At 67.7% G+C, this 14,424-nt stretch carries 14 protein-coding genes; 3 read left to right on the forward strand and 11 right to left on the reverse strand.

The window, feature by feature from the left end; translation table 11 throughout:
• The 7 genes from fliN to AC3B6A_RS18960 form a co-directional block, all read right to left on the reverse strand.
• Window positions 1-477 (reverse strand): flagellar motor switch protein FliN, encoded by a 477-nt coding sequence (gene fliN / locus AC3B6A_RS18930; RefSeq protein ID WP_488398645.1) that lies wholly within the window; start codon window positions 475-477, stop codon window positions 1-3.
• A 15-nt stretch (window positions 478-492) separates the two neighbouring features.
• The gene (fliM, locus tag AC3B6A_RS18935) at window positions 493-1,464 is read right to left on the reverse strand and encodes a flagellar motor switch protein FliM (RefSeq protein ID WP_488398646.1); all 972 of its coding nucleotides are present in this window, start codon (window positions 1,462-1,464) and stop codon (window positions 493-495) included.
• A 9-nt stretch (window positions 1,465-1,473) separates the two neighbouring features.
• Complete coding sequence (gene fliL / locus AC3B6A_RS18940) at window positions 1,474-1,992, reverse strand: flagellar basal body-associated protein FliL (protein ID WP_488398647.1); 519 nt, start codon at window positions 1,990-1,992, stop codon at window positions 1,474-1,476.
• 327 nt (window positions 1,993-2,319) lie between these two features.
• Window positions 2,320-3,612 (reverse strand): flagellar hook-length control protein FliK, encoded by a 1,293-nt coding sequence (locus AC3B6A_RS18945; RefSeq protein WP_488398648.1) that lies wholly within the window; start codon window positions 3,610-3,612, stop codon window positions 2,320-2,322.
• Between the two features lie 86 nt (window positions 3,613-3,698).
• Window positions 3,699-4,040, reverse strand: a complete 342-nt coding sequence (locus tag AC3B6A_RS18950) for an Hpt domain-containing protein (RefSeq protein WP_488398649.1) — start codon at window positions 4,038-4,040, stop codon at window positions 3,699-3,701.
• A gap of 53 nt (window positions 4,041-4,093) precedes the next feature.
• Complete coding sequence (locus AC3B6A_RS18955; RefSeq protein ID WP_488398650.1) at window positions 4,094-5,791, reverse strand: ATP-binding SpoIIE family protein phosphatase; 1,698 nt, start codon at window positions 5,789-5,791, stop codon at window positions 4,094-4,096.
• A 28-nt stretch (window positions 5,792-5,819) separates the two neighbouring features.
• A complete protein-coding gene (locus tag AC3B6A_RS18960; protein ID WP_488398651.1) occupies window positions 5,820-6,125 on the reverse strand; it encodes an STAS domain-containing protein in 306 nt (101 codons plus the stop codon).
• Between the two features lie 237 nt (window positions 6,126-6,362).
• On the opposite strand from AC3B6A_RS18960, the gene AC3B6A_RS18965 reads away from it, so the two are divergent.
• The 3 genes from AC3B6A_RS18965 (at window position 6,363) to AC3B6A_RS18975 (ending at window position 10,675) form a co-directional block, all read left to right on the forward strand.
• Window positions 6,363-7,079, forward strand: coding sequence for a TorF family putative porin (locus AC3B6A_RS18965; protein ID WP_488398652.1), 717 nt, complete (start codon window positions 6,363-6,365; stop codon window positions 7,077-7,079).
• A gap of 374 nt (window positions 7,080-7,453) precedes the next feature.
• A complete protein-coding gene (locus AC3B6A_RS18970; RefSeq protein WP_488398653.1) occupies window positions 7,454-9,154 on the forward strand; it encodes an arylsulfatase in 1,701 nt (566 codons plus the stop codon).
• A 120-nt stretch (window positions 9,155-9,274) separates the two neighbouring features.
• Window positions 9,275-10,675, forward strand: a complete 1,401-nt coding sequence (locus AC3B6A_RS18975) for an alginate export family protein (RefSeq protein ID WP_488398654.1) — start codon at window positions 9,275-9,277, stop codon at window positions 10,673-10,675.
• Window positions 10,676-10,694: 19 nt separating this feature from the next.
• On the opposite strand, the gene fliJ is transcribed toward AC3B6A_RS18975, so the two are convergent.
• The 4 genes from fliJ to fliG all read right to left on the reverse strand — a co-directional run bounded on the left by fliJ (window position 10,695) and on the right by fliG (window position 14,419).
• Window positions 10,695-11,138, reverse strand: a complete 444-nt coding sequence (fliJ, locus tag AC3B6A_RS18980; protein WP_488398655.1) for a flagellar export protein FliJ — start codon at window positions 11,136-11,138, stop codon at window positions 10,695-10,697.
• A 136-nt stretch (window positions 11,139-11,274) separates the two neighbouring features.
• Window positions 11,275-12,630 carry a flagellar protein export ATPase FliI gene (fliI, locus tag AC3B6A_RS18985; protein WP_488398656.1) on the reverse strand — a complete coding sequence of 452 codons (1,356 nt, stop codon included), beginning with the start codon at window positions 12,628-12,630 and terminating at the stop codon, window positions 11,275-11,277.
• On the reverse strand, window positions 12,620-13,402 hold the full coding sequence (gene fliH / locus AC3B6A_RS18990; RefSeq protein WP_488398657.1) for a flagellar assembly protein FliH: 783 nt from the start codon (window positions 13,400-13,402) through the stop codon (window positions 12,620-12,622). Before fliH ends, fliI begins: the two co-directional genes overlap by 11 nt.
• Window positions 13,403-14,419: a flagellar motor switch protein FliG gene (gene fliG, locus AC3B6A_RS18995; protein ID WP_488398658.1), complete on the reverse strand. Its 1,017-nt coding sequence runs from the start codon at window positions 14,417-14,419 to the stop codon at window positions 13,403-13,405.
• Between the last annotated feature and the right edge of the window lie 5 nt (window positions 14,420-14,424).

Here is a 14,424-nt window from a genome sequence, read left to right on the forward strand (position 1 = left end):
TCAGCGCAGCTTCTTGATGCGTTCGCTGGGACTGATCACGTCGGTGAGGCGGATGCCGAACTTCTCGTTCACCACCACCACCTCGCCGTGGGCGATCAGGGTGCCGTTGACCAGCACGTCCAGCGGCTCGCCGGCCAGGCGATCGAGCTCGATCACCGAGCCCTGGTTGAGCTGCAGCAGGTTGCGGATGCTGATGTCGGTATGCCCGACCTCCATGGAAATGGTCACCGGGATATCCAGGATCACGTCCAGGTTCGGCCCTTCCAGGCCGGCGATGGCCGGCGCCCTGGGCGCCATGCCGAACTCTTCCATCGGCGCGCGCGGCACGGCCGGGGCCGCGGCCACCGGAGTGGCGCCGCCCTGAGCCATCAGCGCATCGATATCGTCCTGGTTGGCGTCGCCCGACTCGGAGAGCGCGGCGGCCCATTCGTCGGCCAGGGCCTGCTCTTCGGGGGTCACGTTGTGTTCGTCTGCCATGGTGGGTCCTCCTGCTCAGCGCGAGCGCTCGAGCGGATCGAGAATCTGCAAGGCCAGGTTGCCCTTGTGCGAACCCAGCTTGACCTTGAAGGAAGGCACGCCGTTGGCGCGCATGATCATGTATTCGGGCATCTCCACCGGGATCACGTCGCCCGGCTGCATGTGCAGGATGTCCCGCAGCTTGAGCTGGCGGCGGACCACGGTGGCGCCGACCGGCACTTGGACGTCGATGATGTCCTCGCGCAGGGCGTTGATCCAGCGCTCGTCCTGGTCGTCCACGTCGGACTGGAAGCCGGCGTCGAGCATCTCGCGGATCGGCTCGATCATCGAGTACGGCAGGGTGATGTGCAGGTCGCCGCCGCCGCCGTCCAGCTCGATGTGGAAGGTGGAGACCACCACCACTTCGCTGGGGCTGACGATGTTGGCCATCGCCGGGTTCACCTCGGAGTTGACGTACTCGAAGTGGATCGGCATCACCGCGTGCCAGGCCTCGGCGAGGTCGACGAAGGCCTGCTCGATGACCATCCGCACCACGCGCAGCTCGGTGGGGGTGAACTCGCGGCCCTCGATCTTGGCGTGGCGGCCGTCGCCGCCGAAGAAGTTGTCCACCAGCTTGAACACCAGCTTGGCGTCGAGGATGAACAGCGCGGTGCCGCGCAGCGGCTTCATCTTCACCAGGTTGAGGCTGGTGGGCACGTACAGCGAGTGTACGTACTCGCCGAACTTCATCACCTGCACGCCGCCCACGGCGACGTCCGCCGAGCGGCGCAGCAGGTTGAACATGCTGATGCGGGTGTAGCGCGCGAAGCGCTCGTTGATCATCTCCAGGGTCGGCATGCGGCCCCGGACGATGCGGTCCTGGCTGGTCAGGTCGTAGGACTTGATCGTCCCCGGCTCGACGTCGGACTCGGTTTCCACCAGGCCATCGTCGACGCCGTGCAGCAGCGCGTCGATCTCGTCCTGGGAAAGCAGATCCTGCATGGCCATGGCGGGTACCTACTGCAATACGAAGTTGGTGAAAAGCACTTGCTCCACGGTCAACTGACCGGTGGCCTTCTTCGCCAGTTCCTGGATGCTGGACGTGGCCTGCTGGCGCAGCATTTCCTTGCCCACCGGGGTCACCAGCGTGTCGAAATTCTGGCTGGAGAACAGCATCACCAGCTGGTTGCGCACCAGCGGCATCTGCGCGCGCAGCGCGTCCATCTGGGCCTGGTCGCGGCCCATCAGCGCCACCGCCACCTGCAGGTAGCGCTGGCGGCCGCCCTGGTTGAAGTTGACCACGAAGGACGGCGCGAGGATTTCGTAGATCGCCTGCTGCTTGCCCGGCGCCGCCTGTTCGGCATGCGCCTCGGCGTCGGCGGGCTTGGCGTTCCTGCTGAGGAAGAACCAGGTGCCGCCGACCGACAGCCCCACCGCCAGCAGGAAGGCCACGGCGATAAGGATGATGAGCTTCAGCTTGCCCTTGCCGGGGGCCTGACCATCAGGGAAGGGAGGCGTCTGATCTTTCTTGGCCATGCCAAATATCCGTCACTTTTCCGGCGCACTGCGCAGATACCGGGGTAGGAGCAAGGGCCATGCCAGTTCGGAATTGTCTGACTGGCGCCGCCGCGGATATTACAGGCTGCCCGAAGGATGTCACGGGGGAGGTGAGAGAAATTTCCCAGGCATGAGGATTGGCAATGGCTCGCGCCGCCCATTCAATCCTACAAGGGCGGCGCGAGCTCTTCGTAGGAGCGAGCTTGCTCGCGAATCGCCCAACACCGATGTGGCCGGACAATTCTGTTCGCGAGCAAGGGCTAGGCGCCCCCCTCGCTCCCACAACAAGAACAAGCGCCTCTCACATCACGCGTAGTAATCCACCATCCCCCTGCCCTGCGCCGCCGTCTGCGGGCGGATCTCGGAGACCCCGCCGATCATCGGCTCGTCGTCCGCACCGGAGGACCGCCCGCCGCGCCGCGAGCCGCCCCGCTCGTCGCCGCCCTGCTGCTGCCAGCCACGAGCGGACTGGTCGGAGACGTTGACGTCCAGCTGCCCCATGCCCTGCTGGCTGAACATCTCGCGCAGGCGGTGCTGCTGGCTGTCCAGCGCCTCGCGCACGCCGGCGTTGGCGCTGACGAAGTTCACCTGGGTCTGGTCGGCGCTCATGTGGATGCGCACCTCCAGGCGGCCGAGGTCGGCCGGGTCCATCTGGATCTCGGCGCTTTTCAGGTTCTGCGAGGACATCCACATCACCCGGTCCACCACCTGGTCGGTCCAGCCGCTCTGCTGCACCGACACCGGCTGCCCCGGCACCAGCGGGTTGACCGGGCGGTTGGTCAGGGCCTGCGGGGTGTTGAGCGCCTGGCTCAGCGACTCCAGCCGCGCGGCGAAGGATTCGTTGCGCGGCGCCTCGGGCTTGGCCTCGGCCTGCAGCTCCGGCAATTGCTGGCCCAGGTCCGCGCCGGCCGGCAAGGCGCCGTCGGCCAGCTTGGCGTCGGCGGCCTTCGCCGTGGCATCCGGGTTCAGCGCCGAGAGCATCGCCGACAGGTCGACCTTGGCCTTGCCGTCCGCCGGCTGGTCGCCGGGCCTGGCCGCCGCGTCGCCCGTCACCTGCGCCTGCCGGGCCTGCTGCGTCTGGTCCTGGGCGCCCGCGTCGAGGGCCATGGCCACGCCCGGCAGCGCGTTGAGCTTTTCCAGGTCGCTGTCGGTGCTGGCCGCGGTCTGCTGGCCGACGCCACTGCTGATCACCAGCGGCGGCGCCTCGCCGGGCGGCAGCTGGCCGGTCATGCCCAGCATCAGCAGCGGGTCGAGGGTGGCGTCGGGCTTGTCCTCGGCCTCGGAAACCCTGGCCTCGCCGTCGGCCGGCAAGGCCTTGCCGTCTTCGGCAAGCGCTGGCGCGTCGGCGGCAGCGGCATCCTTGGGATCGCTGGCGGCGGTGTCCTTGTCGGCGGCGTCCGTGGACTTCCCGGCCTTGGGCTTGGCCGCCTTGTCCGGGCGCTCGCTGGGCGCCGGACGCTGCTCCTGCGCGTAGACGTCGGCAAAGCTGGAGCCCTTGTCGCTGCTGGCGTCGGGCGAATTCTGCGCGGGTTTGGAGAGCGCCGCCTTGGGCCGGGGGTCCGGCGCAGGCGTCAATAAAATATCCGGGGCGACAGCCATCGGAGTTCTCCGTCGATGTGAATATCCATCACGGAGATAGCAAGGGGCGGGCCAAGTCGCCTTTTAATCCGCTTGGGTGGAGAGGGTCAGGCGCGGCCGGGCAGCAGCAGGGTGCGGACGATGGAGAATTCGTGCTCGACCTTCGCGATCAGCCCCTGCGCGGCGGCCAGGTCATTGTGCCGGGCGGCCTCTTCGAGCTGCTTGCACAGGCCGCTGAGCACGGCGGCGCCCATGTTCCCGCAGCTGCCCTTGAAGCTGTGCGCGGCGTGGCGCAGCGCGGGGCCGTCGGCGGCGGCAAAGGCCGCGCGGATGCTGCGCAGGCGCTCCTCGGAGTCGCTCAGGTAGGTCTCCACCAGCAACGGGTATTCGTCTTCCATGATCGACAGCAGGTTGCTCAGCACGGCGTCATCGAGATGCGGCTCGGACATTCGGCACTCCCGGCAGGACAGCTCGCCACTCCGCAGGGCAAGCGAAGGGCGGATTATGCCTTAGCCGACCAGAAGAACTCCACGGAGACCGATTTGCCATCAGCCGACCACTGGCAGCGGTCGGCCAGCTGCCGCACCAGCGCCAGGCCGCGTCCGCAGAGGCTGCCGGCGGTGCGCTGGGCCGCCAGCACCGCGCCGACGTCGAAGCCGTCGCCGCTGTCCTCCACCCGCACCAGCAGGCGCCCGCCGTCGCCATGGGGCGCGAGGTCGAGGTGGAAGCGCACGAAGCCGTCGCGCAGCTCCGCCAGGCGCTGGCTGCGCAGCCGGTAATAGCGGGCGAAGCCGTCGGCATCGCACTTGAGCGCGGAATCCAGGCCCATCACGCCGTGCTCCAGGGCGTTGGAATACAGCTCGGCGAGCACGGTGTAGAGCGCGCCGCCCCTGGGGCGCAGGTCCTGCACCTCCAGCAGCAGCTGCAGCAGGAACGGCAGTGGGCTGAAATGCCGCAGGGTCGGCGCGCGGAATTCGAAGCTGGCGGACCAGTCCAGCGGGCTGCTCAGGCCGCTGTCGGAGAACGCCAGCGGCGGCCGCTGCAGCGAGTGCTCCGGCACCAGCACGACTTCCAGCATGCTGACGTCGTCCTGCACCTCGCCCCGGAAGCGCGCCAGCGCCGACTGGATGCCGTCGAACAGCCGCGCCGGCACCGGCTCGCCGTCGTAGACCTCGCGCAGGCGCTGCTCGCCGAACATCTCGCCGGCGGCGTTGCGCGCCTCGGTCACGCCATCGGAGAAGAGGAACACGCGGTCGCCCTCCTCCATCGCGTAGACCTCGCAGTGCGCGTTGAACGAGGCCGCGTCGAGGATGCCCAGCGGCAGGTGGCGCGACGCCAGCGGCAGCGCCTCGCGCTTGTCCCCCCGCACCAGGTAGCCATTGGGCAGCCCGCCGTTCCACACCTCCACCAGGCCGCGCTGGAAGCTCAGGTTGAGCATGGCCGCGCAGCAGAACACGCCCAGCGGGAGGATGCGCTTGAGCTTGGCGTTCATCTCGCGAAGGATGTCCGCCATCGGGTAGCCCTTGGCGGTCATGCCGTAGAACACCTCGGCCAGCGGCATGGCGCCAATGGCCGCCGGCAGGCCGTGGCCGGTGAAGTCGCCGAGCAGCACGTGCATGCCGCCGGAGGGCTTGAACGCGGCCAGCAGCAGGTCGCCGTTGAACAGCGCGAAGGGCGATTGCAGGTAGCGGATGTTCGCCGCGTTGAGGCAGCCCGAGTGCGCCACCTTGTCGAACACCGCCTTGGCCACCCGCTGTTCGTTGAGCAGGTGCTCGTTGTGCCGGGCGATCAGGTCGCGCTGCTCCAGCACCATCCGCTGCAGGTGGTGCAGGCGGCCCATGGCGCGGATCTTGGCTTCGAGGATGATCCGGTTGTAGGGCTTGGAGAGGAAGTCGTCGCCGCCCGCCTCCAGGCTCTGCACCAGCGCCTCGGGCTCGCTCAGCGAGGTGAGGAAGATGATCGGCACCAGTTCCTCGCCGGCCTGCCGGCGAATCCGCCGCGCCGCCTCGAAGCCGTCCATCACCGGCATCAGCGCATCCATCAGCACCAGCTGCGGGCGCTCCTGGGCGAACAGCGCCAGCGCTTCCAGGCCGTTGGCGGCGGTGAGCACCCGGTGGCCCTGGCGGCTGACGATGGTGGACAGCAGCAGGCGGTCGGCGGCGTTGTCGTCGGCGATCAGGACCGTGAGGAAATCAGCCATGGCCGCTCTCGGAGGCGGAACAGCGGGTTCAGCTGATCGTGAACAGCTGTTCGAAGTTGGAGATGGCGAGGATCTTGCGCACGTCCGCGTTGCAGTGCACCAGGCTGATCTGCGCGTTCTCGCCGCCGGCGTGGTCGCGCAGCAGGAGCAGCATGCCCAGCGCCGAGCTGTCCAGGTAGGTGGCGCCCTTGAGGTCGATCACATAGCGCCGGGGCGTGATGTCGACGCGCTCGTAGGCGTCGCGGAATTCCTGGTGCGCACCGAAATCGAAACGGCCCTGGACCACGATGGTCAGCTCCTGCCCGTCAGCGGAGGGAACGCAAGTGATGGCCATGGGATTCTCCTTGTCGATCGAACGGCGCGTCCGAGCTTGAAGATTTAGCAGCAAGTCATGACACCGGCAACCTCGGCAGCTGTCGGAAGGCCATCGCCGGACCCCGCCGGATTCCCGCGAAATGGACCGCCGGCCCCCACGGCCCGGGCAAATGCCGTTACCCTTCCTGGCTGCGACATGCCGGCCGGGGTTCGCCGGAAGCCCGCGCCGGGTCGCACCAGGCAATGGAGAGGGAGCATGTACAAGTCCATTCTCATCGTGGCCTGCGCTGTCTGCACGGTGTCATGCACCCATAACCGGGTAATGCAGCGCGAGCTGGGCGATTTCGAACTGAAACTCGCCAACTCACCGACCCGCAGCATGGCCCAGGGGCTGGTCCGGCCCGGCCAGGCGAACAGCGTGCTAGGCGGCGTGGACGTCAGCCACGCCACCGGCTGGTACATCGGCAGCTGGACCTCGAACCTCGAACAGGAAAAGCCGCTGGAGATCGACAGCTACGCCGGCTTCAAGCACGCGCTGGGCGACGGCGGGCTGGGCTACGAGCTGGGCACCCTGCGCTACAGCCGCCCGGAACAGCCGGACTTCGACAGCCAGGCGCTGTACGGCGGTCTCTCGGTGTTCGGCAGCCGCCTCGGCGCGGCCTACAGCGACCAGAACGGCCGCAGCACCGCCACGCTGTTCACCGACCTGGGCCTGGAGCGGGACCTGGGCTTCGCGCTGTCCTTCAAGTATTCCACCTACCACCTCGCCGCCCCGGCCAGCCTGGGCAGTGGCGGCAGCGTCAGCGGTTTCGACGACTGGTCGGTGAACCTGCGCCGGCCCTGGCTGGGCATCGACCTGGACTTCTCCTACAGCGGCGGCAGCCTGACCGGCGACGACTGCAGCGCCTACTCCGGGCACAACGCCTATTGCGATCCGGCGTTCATGTTCAAGATGTCGCGGCCGCTGTTCTGAGCGGGCTTCTCGCCCATGTCATCCGCAGAGCGATGCAGGACCGACCGGCCCGGACCGCCCCCCAATTTACCTACAACCAACATCCCATTCTTCAGGGAGATATTTCTGACGACAGCCCCAGGACGCCCCACCCGGGACGCCAACGAGGACAGTCGCCCGCGATCGCCATCACGGCCTCGAAGCCAGGCAGGACGCTGCGTCCAGCGCGAACGCGGGGTATCCGGCATCCGCCGGGCACCCTCCAGCGTTGCGCAACCGCGAACAGACATGTCGCCAGTGACCCTATGGTTCTTTGCATCCGCCTGGGCATTCCTATGATCCGGCGCCCCTGGTGGCAGGGGCCGATAAAACAATTACAAAAAGGAATCGCCCGGATGCGCAGCCTCCTCTCCAAACTCCTCCTGCTACTCCTCCCTGCGTCGTTCTGCCTGACCTCACCGGCTCACGCCGAAACCGCGAAGCGCCCCAACGTCCTGTTCATCGTCGCCGACGACCTGGGCTATTCGGATACCCAGCCCTTCGGCGGCGAAATCTCCACGCCGTCGCTGCAGAAACTGGCCGAAGACGGCGTCCGCCTGAAGAACTTCTATGCCGGCCCGACCTGCTCGGTCAGCCGCTCGATGCTGCTGACCGGCGTGGACAACCACCAGGCCGGGCTCGGCACCATGGCCGAGTACCTGCAACCGGAGCAGAAGGGCAGGAATGGCTACGAGGGCTATCTGAACCAGCGCGTCACGACCCTCGCCGAGCAGCTCAGGGACAATGGCTACAACACCTTCATGGCCGGCAAGTGGCACCTGGGCATGTCGCCCCAGGCCATTCCTTCCGCGCGCGGCTTCGAGCACTCCTTCGTGCTGCTGCCCGGTGGGGCCAGCCACATGGACATGCGCCCGATGTTCCCCGGCAACTACCTGGCCCGCTATCTGGAGGATGGCAAGGAAGTCCGGCTACCCAAGGACTTCTATTCCAGCGACTTCTACACCGAGCGCATGCTGGACTATCTGCAGACGCAGCGTGAACCCGGCAAACCCTTCTTCGGCTACCTGGCGTTCACCGCGCCGCACTGGCCGCTGCAGGCCCCCGACGAATACCTCAAGAAGTACCGGGGCCACTATCAGGAAGGTTACGAGCAGATCCGCCAGCAGCGGCTGGCGCGGATGAAGCAGCTCGGCCTGGTGTCCATCGATGCGCAGGCCAACGTACCGCTGGCCGGGCGCCTGCCGGGCTGGGACCAGCTCACCGAGGCCCAGCGCGAGGAGCAGGCGCGCGTCATGTCGGTGTATGCCGCGATGGTGGACAACCTCGATCACAACATCGGCCGTGTCATCGAGTACCTGCGCAGGACCGGCGAACTGGACGACACCTTCATCGTGTTCATGTCCGACAACGGTTCGGAGGCTTCATCCCTGGAGTCGCTGGGCACCACCGACGACCATGGCGGCATCCAGGCATGGGTCGACGGGAACTTCGACAACCGGCCGCAGAACCAGGGCCGCCGGGGCTCCTACCTCATACTCGGTCCGCAGTGGGCGCAGGTCGGCATGACGCCCTTCCCCTACTTCAAGAGCCTGACCGCCCGCGGCGGCATCAACGTGCCGGCCATCGTGCGCTATCCCGGCTGGGGCAGGCCCGGCCAGATCAACGCCCAGTTGCTGCACGTGAAAGACCTGATGCCCACGGTGCTCGAGCTGGCCCACGTCAGCTACCCGAACCAGCGCAACGGGCACGACCTGCTGCCATTGCAAGGCCGCTCGATGCGACTGGCCCTGCAGGCCCCCGACAAGCCGCAGGCCGAGCGCGCGCTGGGTTGGGAGTTCAATGGCCGCCGCGCGCTCTACAAGGGCAACTGGACCCTGCTGATGCAGGCCCCGCCCTATGGCACCGGCCACTGGCAGCTCTTCGACTACGTCAAGGACCCGAGCCTGCTGCACGACCTGGCCACGCAGGCACCCGGCAAAGCCGCGGAACTGGCGGCGGACTGGGATGAATACGCCAGGAGCAACGGCGTGGTCAGCGCGCCGATCCGTTACCGCTACGGCCAGATGACCTGCCTCTACGGTCGCTGCGTGCAGTGACCTGCCGCGCTGCGCTCCGCGGCGCAGCGCTCCTCCCTCCCCTCGCGTGCCAGGAGAACCCGTTTCTCCCGGCCGCGCTCGGCCACGCATCGGCCCATTACAAGAACAAGGAATACCGCCATGTGGTCTACCCGCCATCGCCGGCCAGCCGCCATCCTGCCGCTGGCACTCGTTTCCCTTGCGGCAACCGCCGCGCCGCCCTCGCTCGAACAGGAGCGTCCGTTGCCGCCCGGCCCTGCGCGCTGGCTGGAGGACTATCGCTTCCTGGATGATCCGGCCAGGCGCACCGCCCCGTTCGACGCGCTGCGCTACCAACGGCTTTCCGGGAGTGCCTGGCTGCAGCTGGGCGGCGAGGCCCGCTATCGCATGGAAGCACTGCAGCAGCCGGTCTTCGGCCTGCGCGGCATCCATGACGACAGCTCGCTGATGCAGCGCCTGCACGCACATGCCGACCTGCACCTGCTGGATGATCGCCTGCGCGCCTTCATCGAAATGGAAAACACCCGGGCCTGGGGCAACGACCTCTACTCCCCCGCCGAGGACAGCCGCAACGAAATCCACCAGGCCTTCGTCGATCTCAATGCGAAACCGGGCGACATCCCTCTGCAGACTCGGCTCGGACGCCAGGAAATGGCACTCGGCAGCCAGGCCTGGGTCACCTGGCGGGACTTTCCCAACGTGCGCATGAGCTACGACGGCCTGCGCCTGAGCCTCGGCGCCGCCGGGCGGGCACAGCTGGATGCTTTCGCGTTCCGGCCGGTGCGCCTCGATCCGCAATCCTTCGACAATGGCAGCGACAAGGACCGCAAGTTCTACGGGCTCTACGCAACCCTGCCGCAACGCCCGGAGCTGAACCTCGATCTCTATGCCTTCGGGCTGGAAACCAAGGGGCGCAGTCTCGCCGGGCAGCACGGGGACGAGCAGCGCTACACCCTGGGCAATCGCCTGTACGGGCAGATCGGCCGGCTGGATTACAGCTGGGATTTCGCCCGGCAGACGGGTCACCTGGGCAACGCCGACATTCGCGCCTGGGCCGTTTCCAGCGATACCGGCTACACCTTCGAGGCCCCCTGGCAGCCGCGCCTGGGCATGCGCATCGACGCCGCCAGCGGCGATCGCCACGCCGGCGACGGACGTGTCGAAACCTTCGACCCGCTCTTTCCGAAGGCGGGTGTGTATGGCGAGTCCGGCCTGGTCACCCTCGCCAACGCCGTCATCGTCGGCCCCACATTCGCCTTCTCCCCGCGCCCCAGGCTGCGCATCGACTCGGGCCTGTTCAGGATCATCCGGCAGAGCGACGAAGACGCGGTGTACATCGCCAACATGGGCGTTGCCGTCAAAGGCGGGCAAAGCTCATCGAAGGACACCGGCAGCGTCCTGCGCAGCAACCTGAAGTGGCGGCTCACCGACAACCTCACCGCCGACCTCGACTACCAGTACTACGCCGTGGGCTCGGCCATCCGCGACGCCGGTGGCGTCGACAGCCAGTTCTTCTCGCTGCGCGCCACCTTCAAGTTCTGAAAGCGTACCGGCGCCGAACTCAGTGATCGGTGGGCCTCAGCCGCTGGGCAAACTCGTCGAGCTGCTTCTGCTCGTACTTGTCGGCGGCGGCGCGGGCTTCCTCGCGGTAGCGTTCCACCAGCTTGCGCAGGCCTTCGAGGCGGGCGTACTTCTCCTGCCAGGCGGCACGGGCCTTGTCGACGCTGGTCTGGTGCCAGTCCACCGCGCGGTTCTGCTGTTCGACGGCGGTTTCCAGCTGCGAGAGGAAGCGCTGGTAGTTGATCAGCCACTGCCCGGTGACGCCCTGCTGGCCGTTGCGGATCCATTGCTGCTGGTAGTCCAGGCGAAAACGTTCGAGCTCGGCGAGCTTGCGCTGCGCCTGCAGCAGCTGGTTCTGCACCAGGCCGAGCTGGCGCGCGGCTTCGCGTTCGGCCTTGAGGGCCATGTCCACTACCGGGGCGAGGCGCTCGGCGCGGCGGTTCATGGCCGCCCTCCGCGCAGTTCGCCCCGTAGGATGGGTGGAGCGGAGCGATACCCATGCTGCTTCTCGGCCGTCATCGAAGAGCGATGGGTATCGCAAGCTCCACCCATCCTACGGAAAGCATCGTGCATGACTGGCATCAGCCGGCCTTGCCGCTGACCACCGCGTCGAGCAGCAGGCGGCTGTCGTCGAGGTTCTGGCTTTCGCCCAGGCCCTGGCGGAGGAACTGGCGCATGATCGGGAAGCGCTGGATGGCGAGGTCCGTCTCGGCGTCGCCGCCGGCCACGTAGGCGCCGACGCTGATCAGGTCGCGGCTCTGCTGGTAGCGCGACCACAGTTGCTTGAAGCGCTGGGCGTCGCGCAGGTGTTCGGGGGTGGTGACCTGCGGCATCACCCGGCTGATCGAGGCCTCGATGTCGATGGCCGGGTAATGGCCTTCCTCGGCCAGCCGGCGCGACAGCACGAAGTGGCCGTCGAGCACGCCGCGGGCGGCGTCGGCGATCGGGTCCTGCTGGTCGTCGCCCTCGCTGAGCACGGTGTAGAAGGCGGTGATCGAGCCGCCGCCCTTCTCGCCGTTGCCGGCGCGCTCGACAAGGCGCGGCAGCTTGGCGAACACCGACGGCGGATAGCCCTTGGTCGCCGGCGGCTCGCCGATGGCCAGGGCGATCTCGCGCTGGGCCTGGGCGTAGCGGGTCAGCGAATCCATCAGCAGCAGGACGTTCTTGCCCTTGTCGCGGAAGTATTCGGCGATGCGCGTGCAGTACTGCGCGGCGCGCAGGCGCATCAGCGGCGCGTCGTCGGCAGGCGAGGCGACCACCACGGAACGCTTGAGGCCTTCCTCGCCGAGGATGTGCTCGATGAATTCCTTCACCTCGCGGCCGCGTTCGCCGATCAGCCCGACCACGATGATGTCGGCCTTGGTGAAGCGGGTCATCATGCCCAGCAGCACCGACTTACCCACGCCGGTGCCGGCGAACAGGCCCAGGCGCTGGCCGCGGCCGACGGTGAGCAGCGAGTTGATCGAGCGGATGCCGACGTCCATCGGCTCGTGGATCGGGTCGCGCGCCAGCGGGTTGATGATCGGCCCTTCCATCGGCACCCAGTCCTCGGCGCGCATCCCGCCCTTGCCGTCCAGCGCGCGGCCGACGCCGTCGAGCACGCGGCCGAGCATGGACATGCCCATCGGCAGGCGGCCGGAGTCCGGCAGCGGCACCACGCGGGCGCCGGGGGCGATGCCGGCGAGGCTGCCCACCGGCATCAGGTAGATCTTGCTGCCGGAAAAGCCCATCACCTCGGCCTCCACCTGCACCGGGTGATAGCCGCCGTCGTTGATTACCTGGCAGCGGCTGCCGACCGAAGCCTGCAGGCCCTCGGCCTCCAGGGTCAGGCCGACCATGCGCAGCAGGCGACCTTCCACCACCGGCTGCGCCGGCAGGTTCACCGCCTCGCCGTAACCCTGCAGGCGGCGGGCGAAGCTGACCCGCTCAAGGCGCATCGGGCGTGCCCAGGTCGACGTGCAGGTCCGGCTCCGGCGCGTGGGTGGCCTGCTCGCGCTGCTGTTCGAAGAGCTGCTTGACCGCCTGCGCCAGGCGCGTCTCGATGCTCGCGTCGATGCGCGAATGCTCGGTCTCGATGCGGCAGCCGCCGGGCAGCAGGCCGTCGTCCTCGATGATCCGCCAGTTTTCCTCGTGGCGGTCGCGCAGCGCCTTGACCAGCTCGAAGTCCTGCGGATTGACCTGGATGCGGATGTTGCCGGCGCCCATCGGCAGCAGTTTCAGCGCCTCGCGCAGCACCTGGCGGATCTGGCTGGAGTCGGTGGCCAGCTCGCGCTGCACCACCTGGCGCACCACCTGGGTGACCAGGTTGAGCAGGCCCGCCTCGATCATCTGGTCCTGCTCGGCGATCGGGTCGAGCAGTTGCCCCATCAGGGTCTCCAGGTTCCGCAGGCGCGGTTGCAGGGCCGCGTCGGCTTCCTCACGCGCCTTCAACTGGCCGGAGTGGAAACCGTCCTTCTCGCCGGTGGAGAAGCCTTCGTTGTAGGCGTCCTGGCGGATCGCCTCGAGCTCCTCCAGCGTCAGCGGTTTGACTTCCTCCTCCGGCACTTCCTCGATCTGCGGCTCCTCGGCCACAGGCTCGGGTTCCGGCTCGGGGTCGGGCTGCGGCTTGACCGGGTCGAAGCTGGGCAGCGACCAGCGGTCGAAGCCCGCAACATCCCGCGCGCGGATCAGCTCGCTGATTTCCTGCTCGTCTTTGGCCGGGGGCACCACTTAGATCATCTCCTCGCCGCCCTTGCCGCCGAGCACGATCTCGCCGGATTCGGCCATGCGCCGGGCAATGGTGAGGATTTCCTTCTGCGCGCCCTCCACTTCGCTGACGCGCACCGGGCCCTTGGCCTCCAGGTCGTCGCGCAGCAGTTCGGCGGCACGCTTGGACATGTTGCGGAAGATCTTCTCGCGGATCGCCTCGTCCGAGCCCTTGAGCGCCAGCACCAGCACGTCGGAAGACACCTCGCGCAGCAGCGCCTGGATGCCGCGGTCGTCGACGTCGGCGAGGTTGTCGAAGACGAACATGAGGTCCTCGATCTGCCCGGAGAGGTCTTCGTCCACCTCGCGGATGGCGTCCATCAGCGAGCCTTCCACCGAGCTGTCGAGGAAGTTCATGATGTCCGCCGCGCGCTTCACGCCGCCCATGGTGGTGCGGGTGGAGTTGGCGTTGCCGGCGAACTGCTTCTCCAGGATCAGGTTCAGTTCCTTGAGCGCGGAGGGCTGCACGGTGTTCAGCGAGGACACGCGCAGGACGATGTCCAGGCGCACCTTGTGGTCGAAGTGGCTGAGCACTTCGGCGGCCTGGTCCGGGTCGAGGTAGGCGACCACGATGGCCTGGATCTGCGGGTGCTCGTAGCGGATCACGTCGGCCACGGCGCGCGGCTCCATCCACTTCAGGCTGTCCAGGCCGCTGGTGTTGCCGCCCAGCAGGATGCGGTCGATCAGGTTGTTGGCCTTGTCCTCGCCCAGGGCCTGGGTGAGCATCTTGCGGATGTAGCTGTCGGCGCCGACGCCCAGGCTGGTCTGGTCGCCGACGATATCGACGAACTCGCCCATCACCTGCTCGACCTGCTCGCGGTGCACGTTGCGCATCTGCGCCATGGCCACGCCGACCTTCTGTACTTCCTTGGGGCCCATGTGCCGCAGCACCTGCGCCGCGTCGGTCTCGCCGAGGGACAGCAGGAGGATGGCGGCCTTGTCGACCTTGCTCAGTTTGGCGTTCGCCCGAGGTTCGCTCATCTGCG

It is taken from the genome of Pseudomonas sp. B12(2026), from assembly GCF_057767015.1.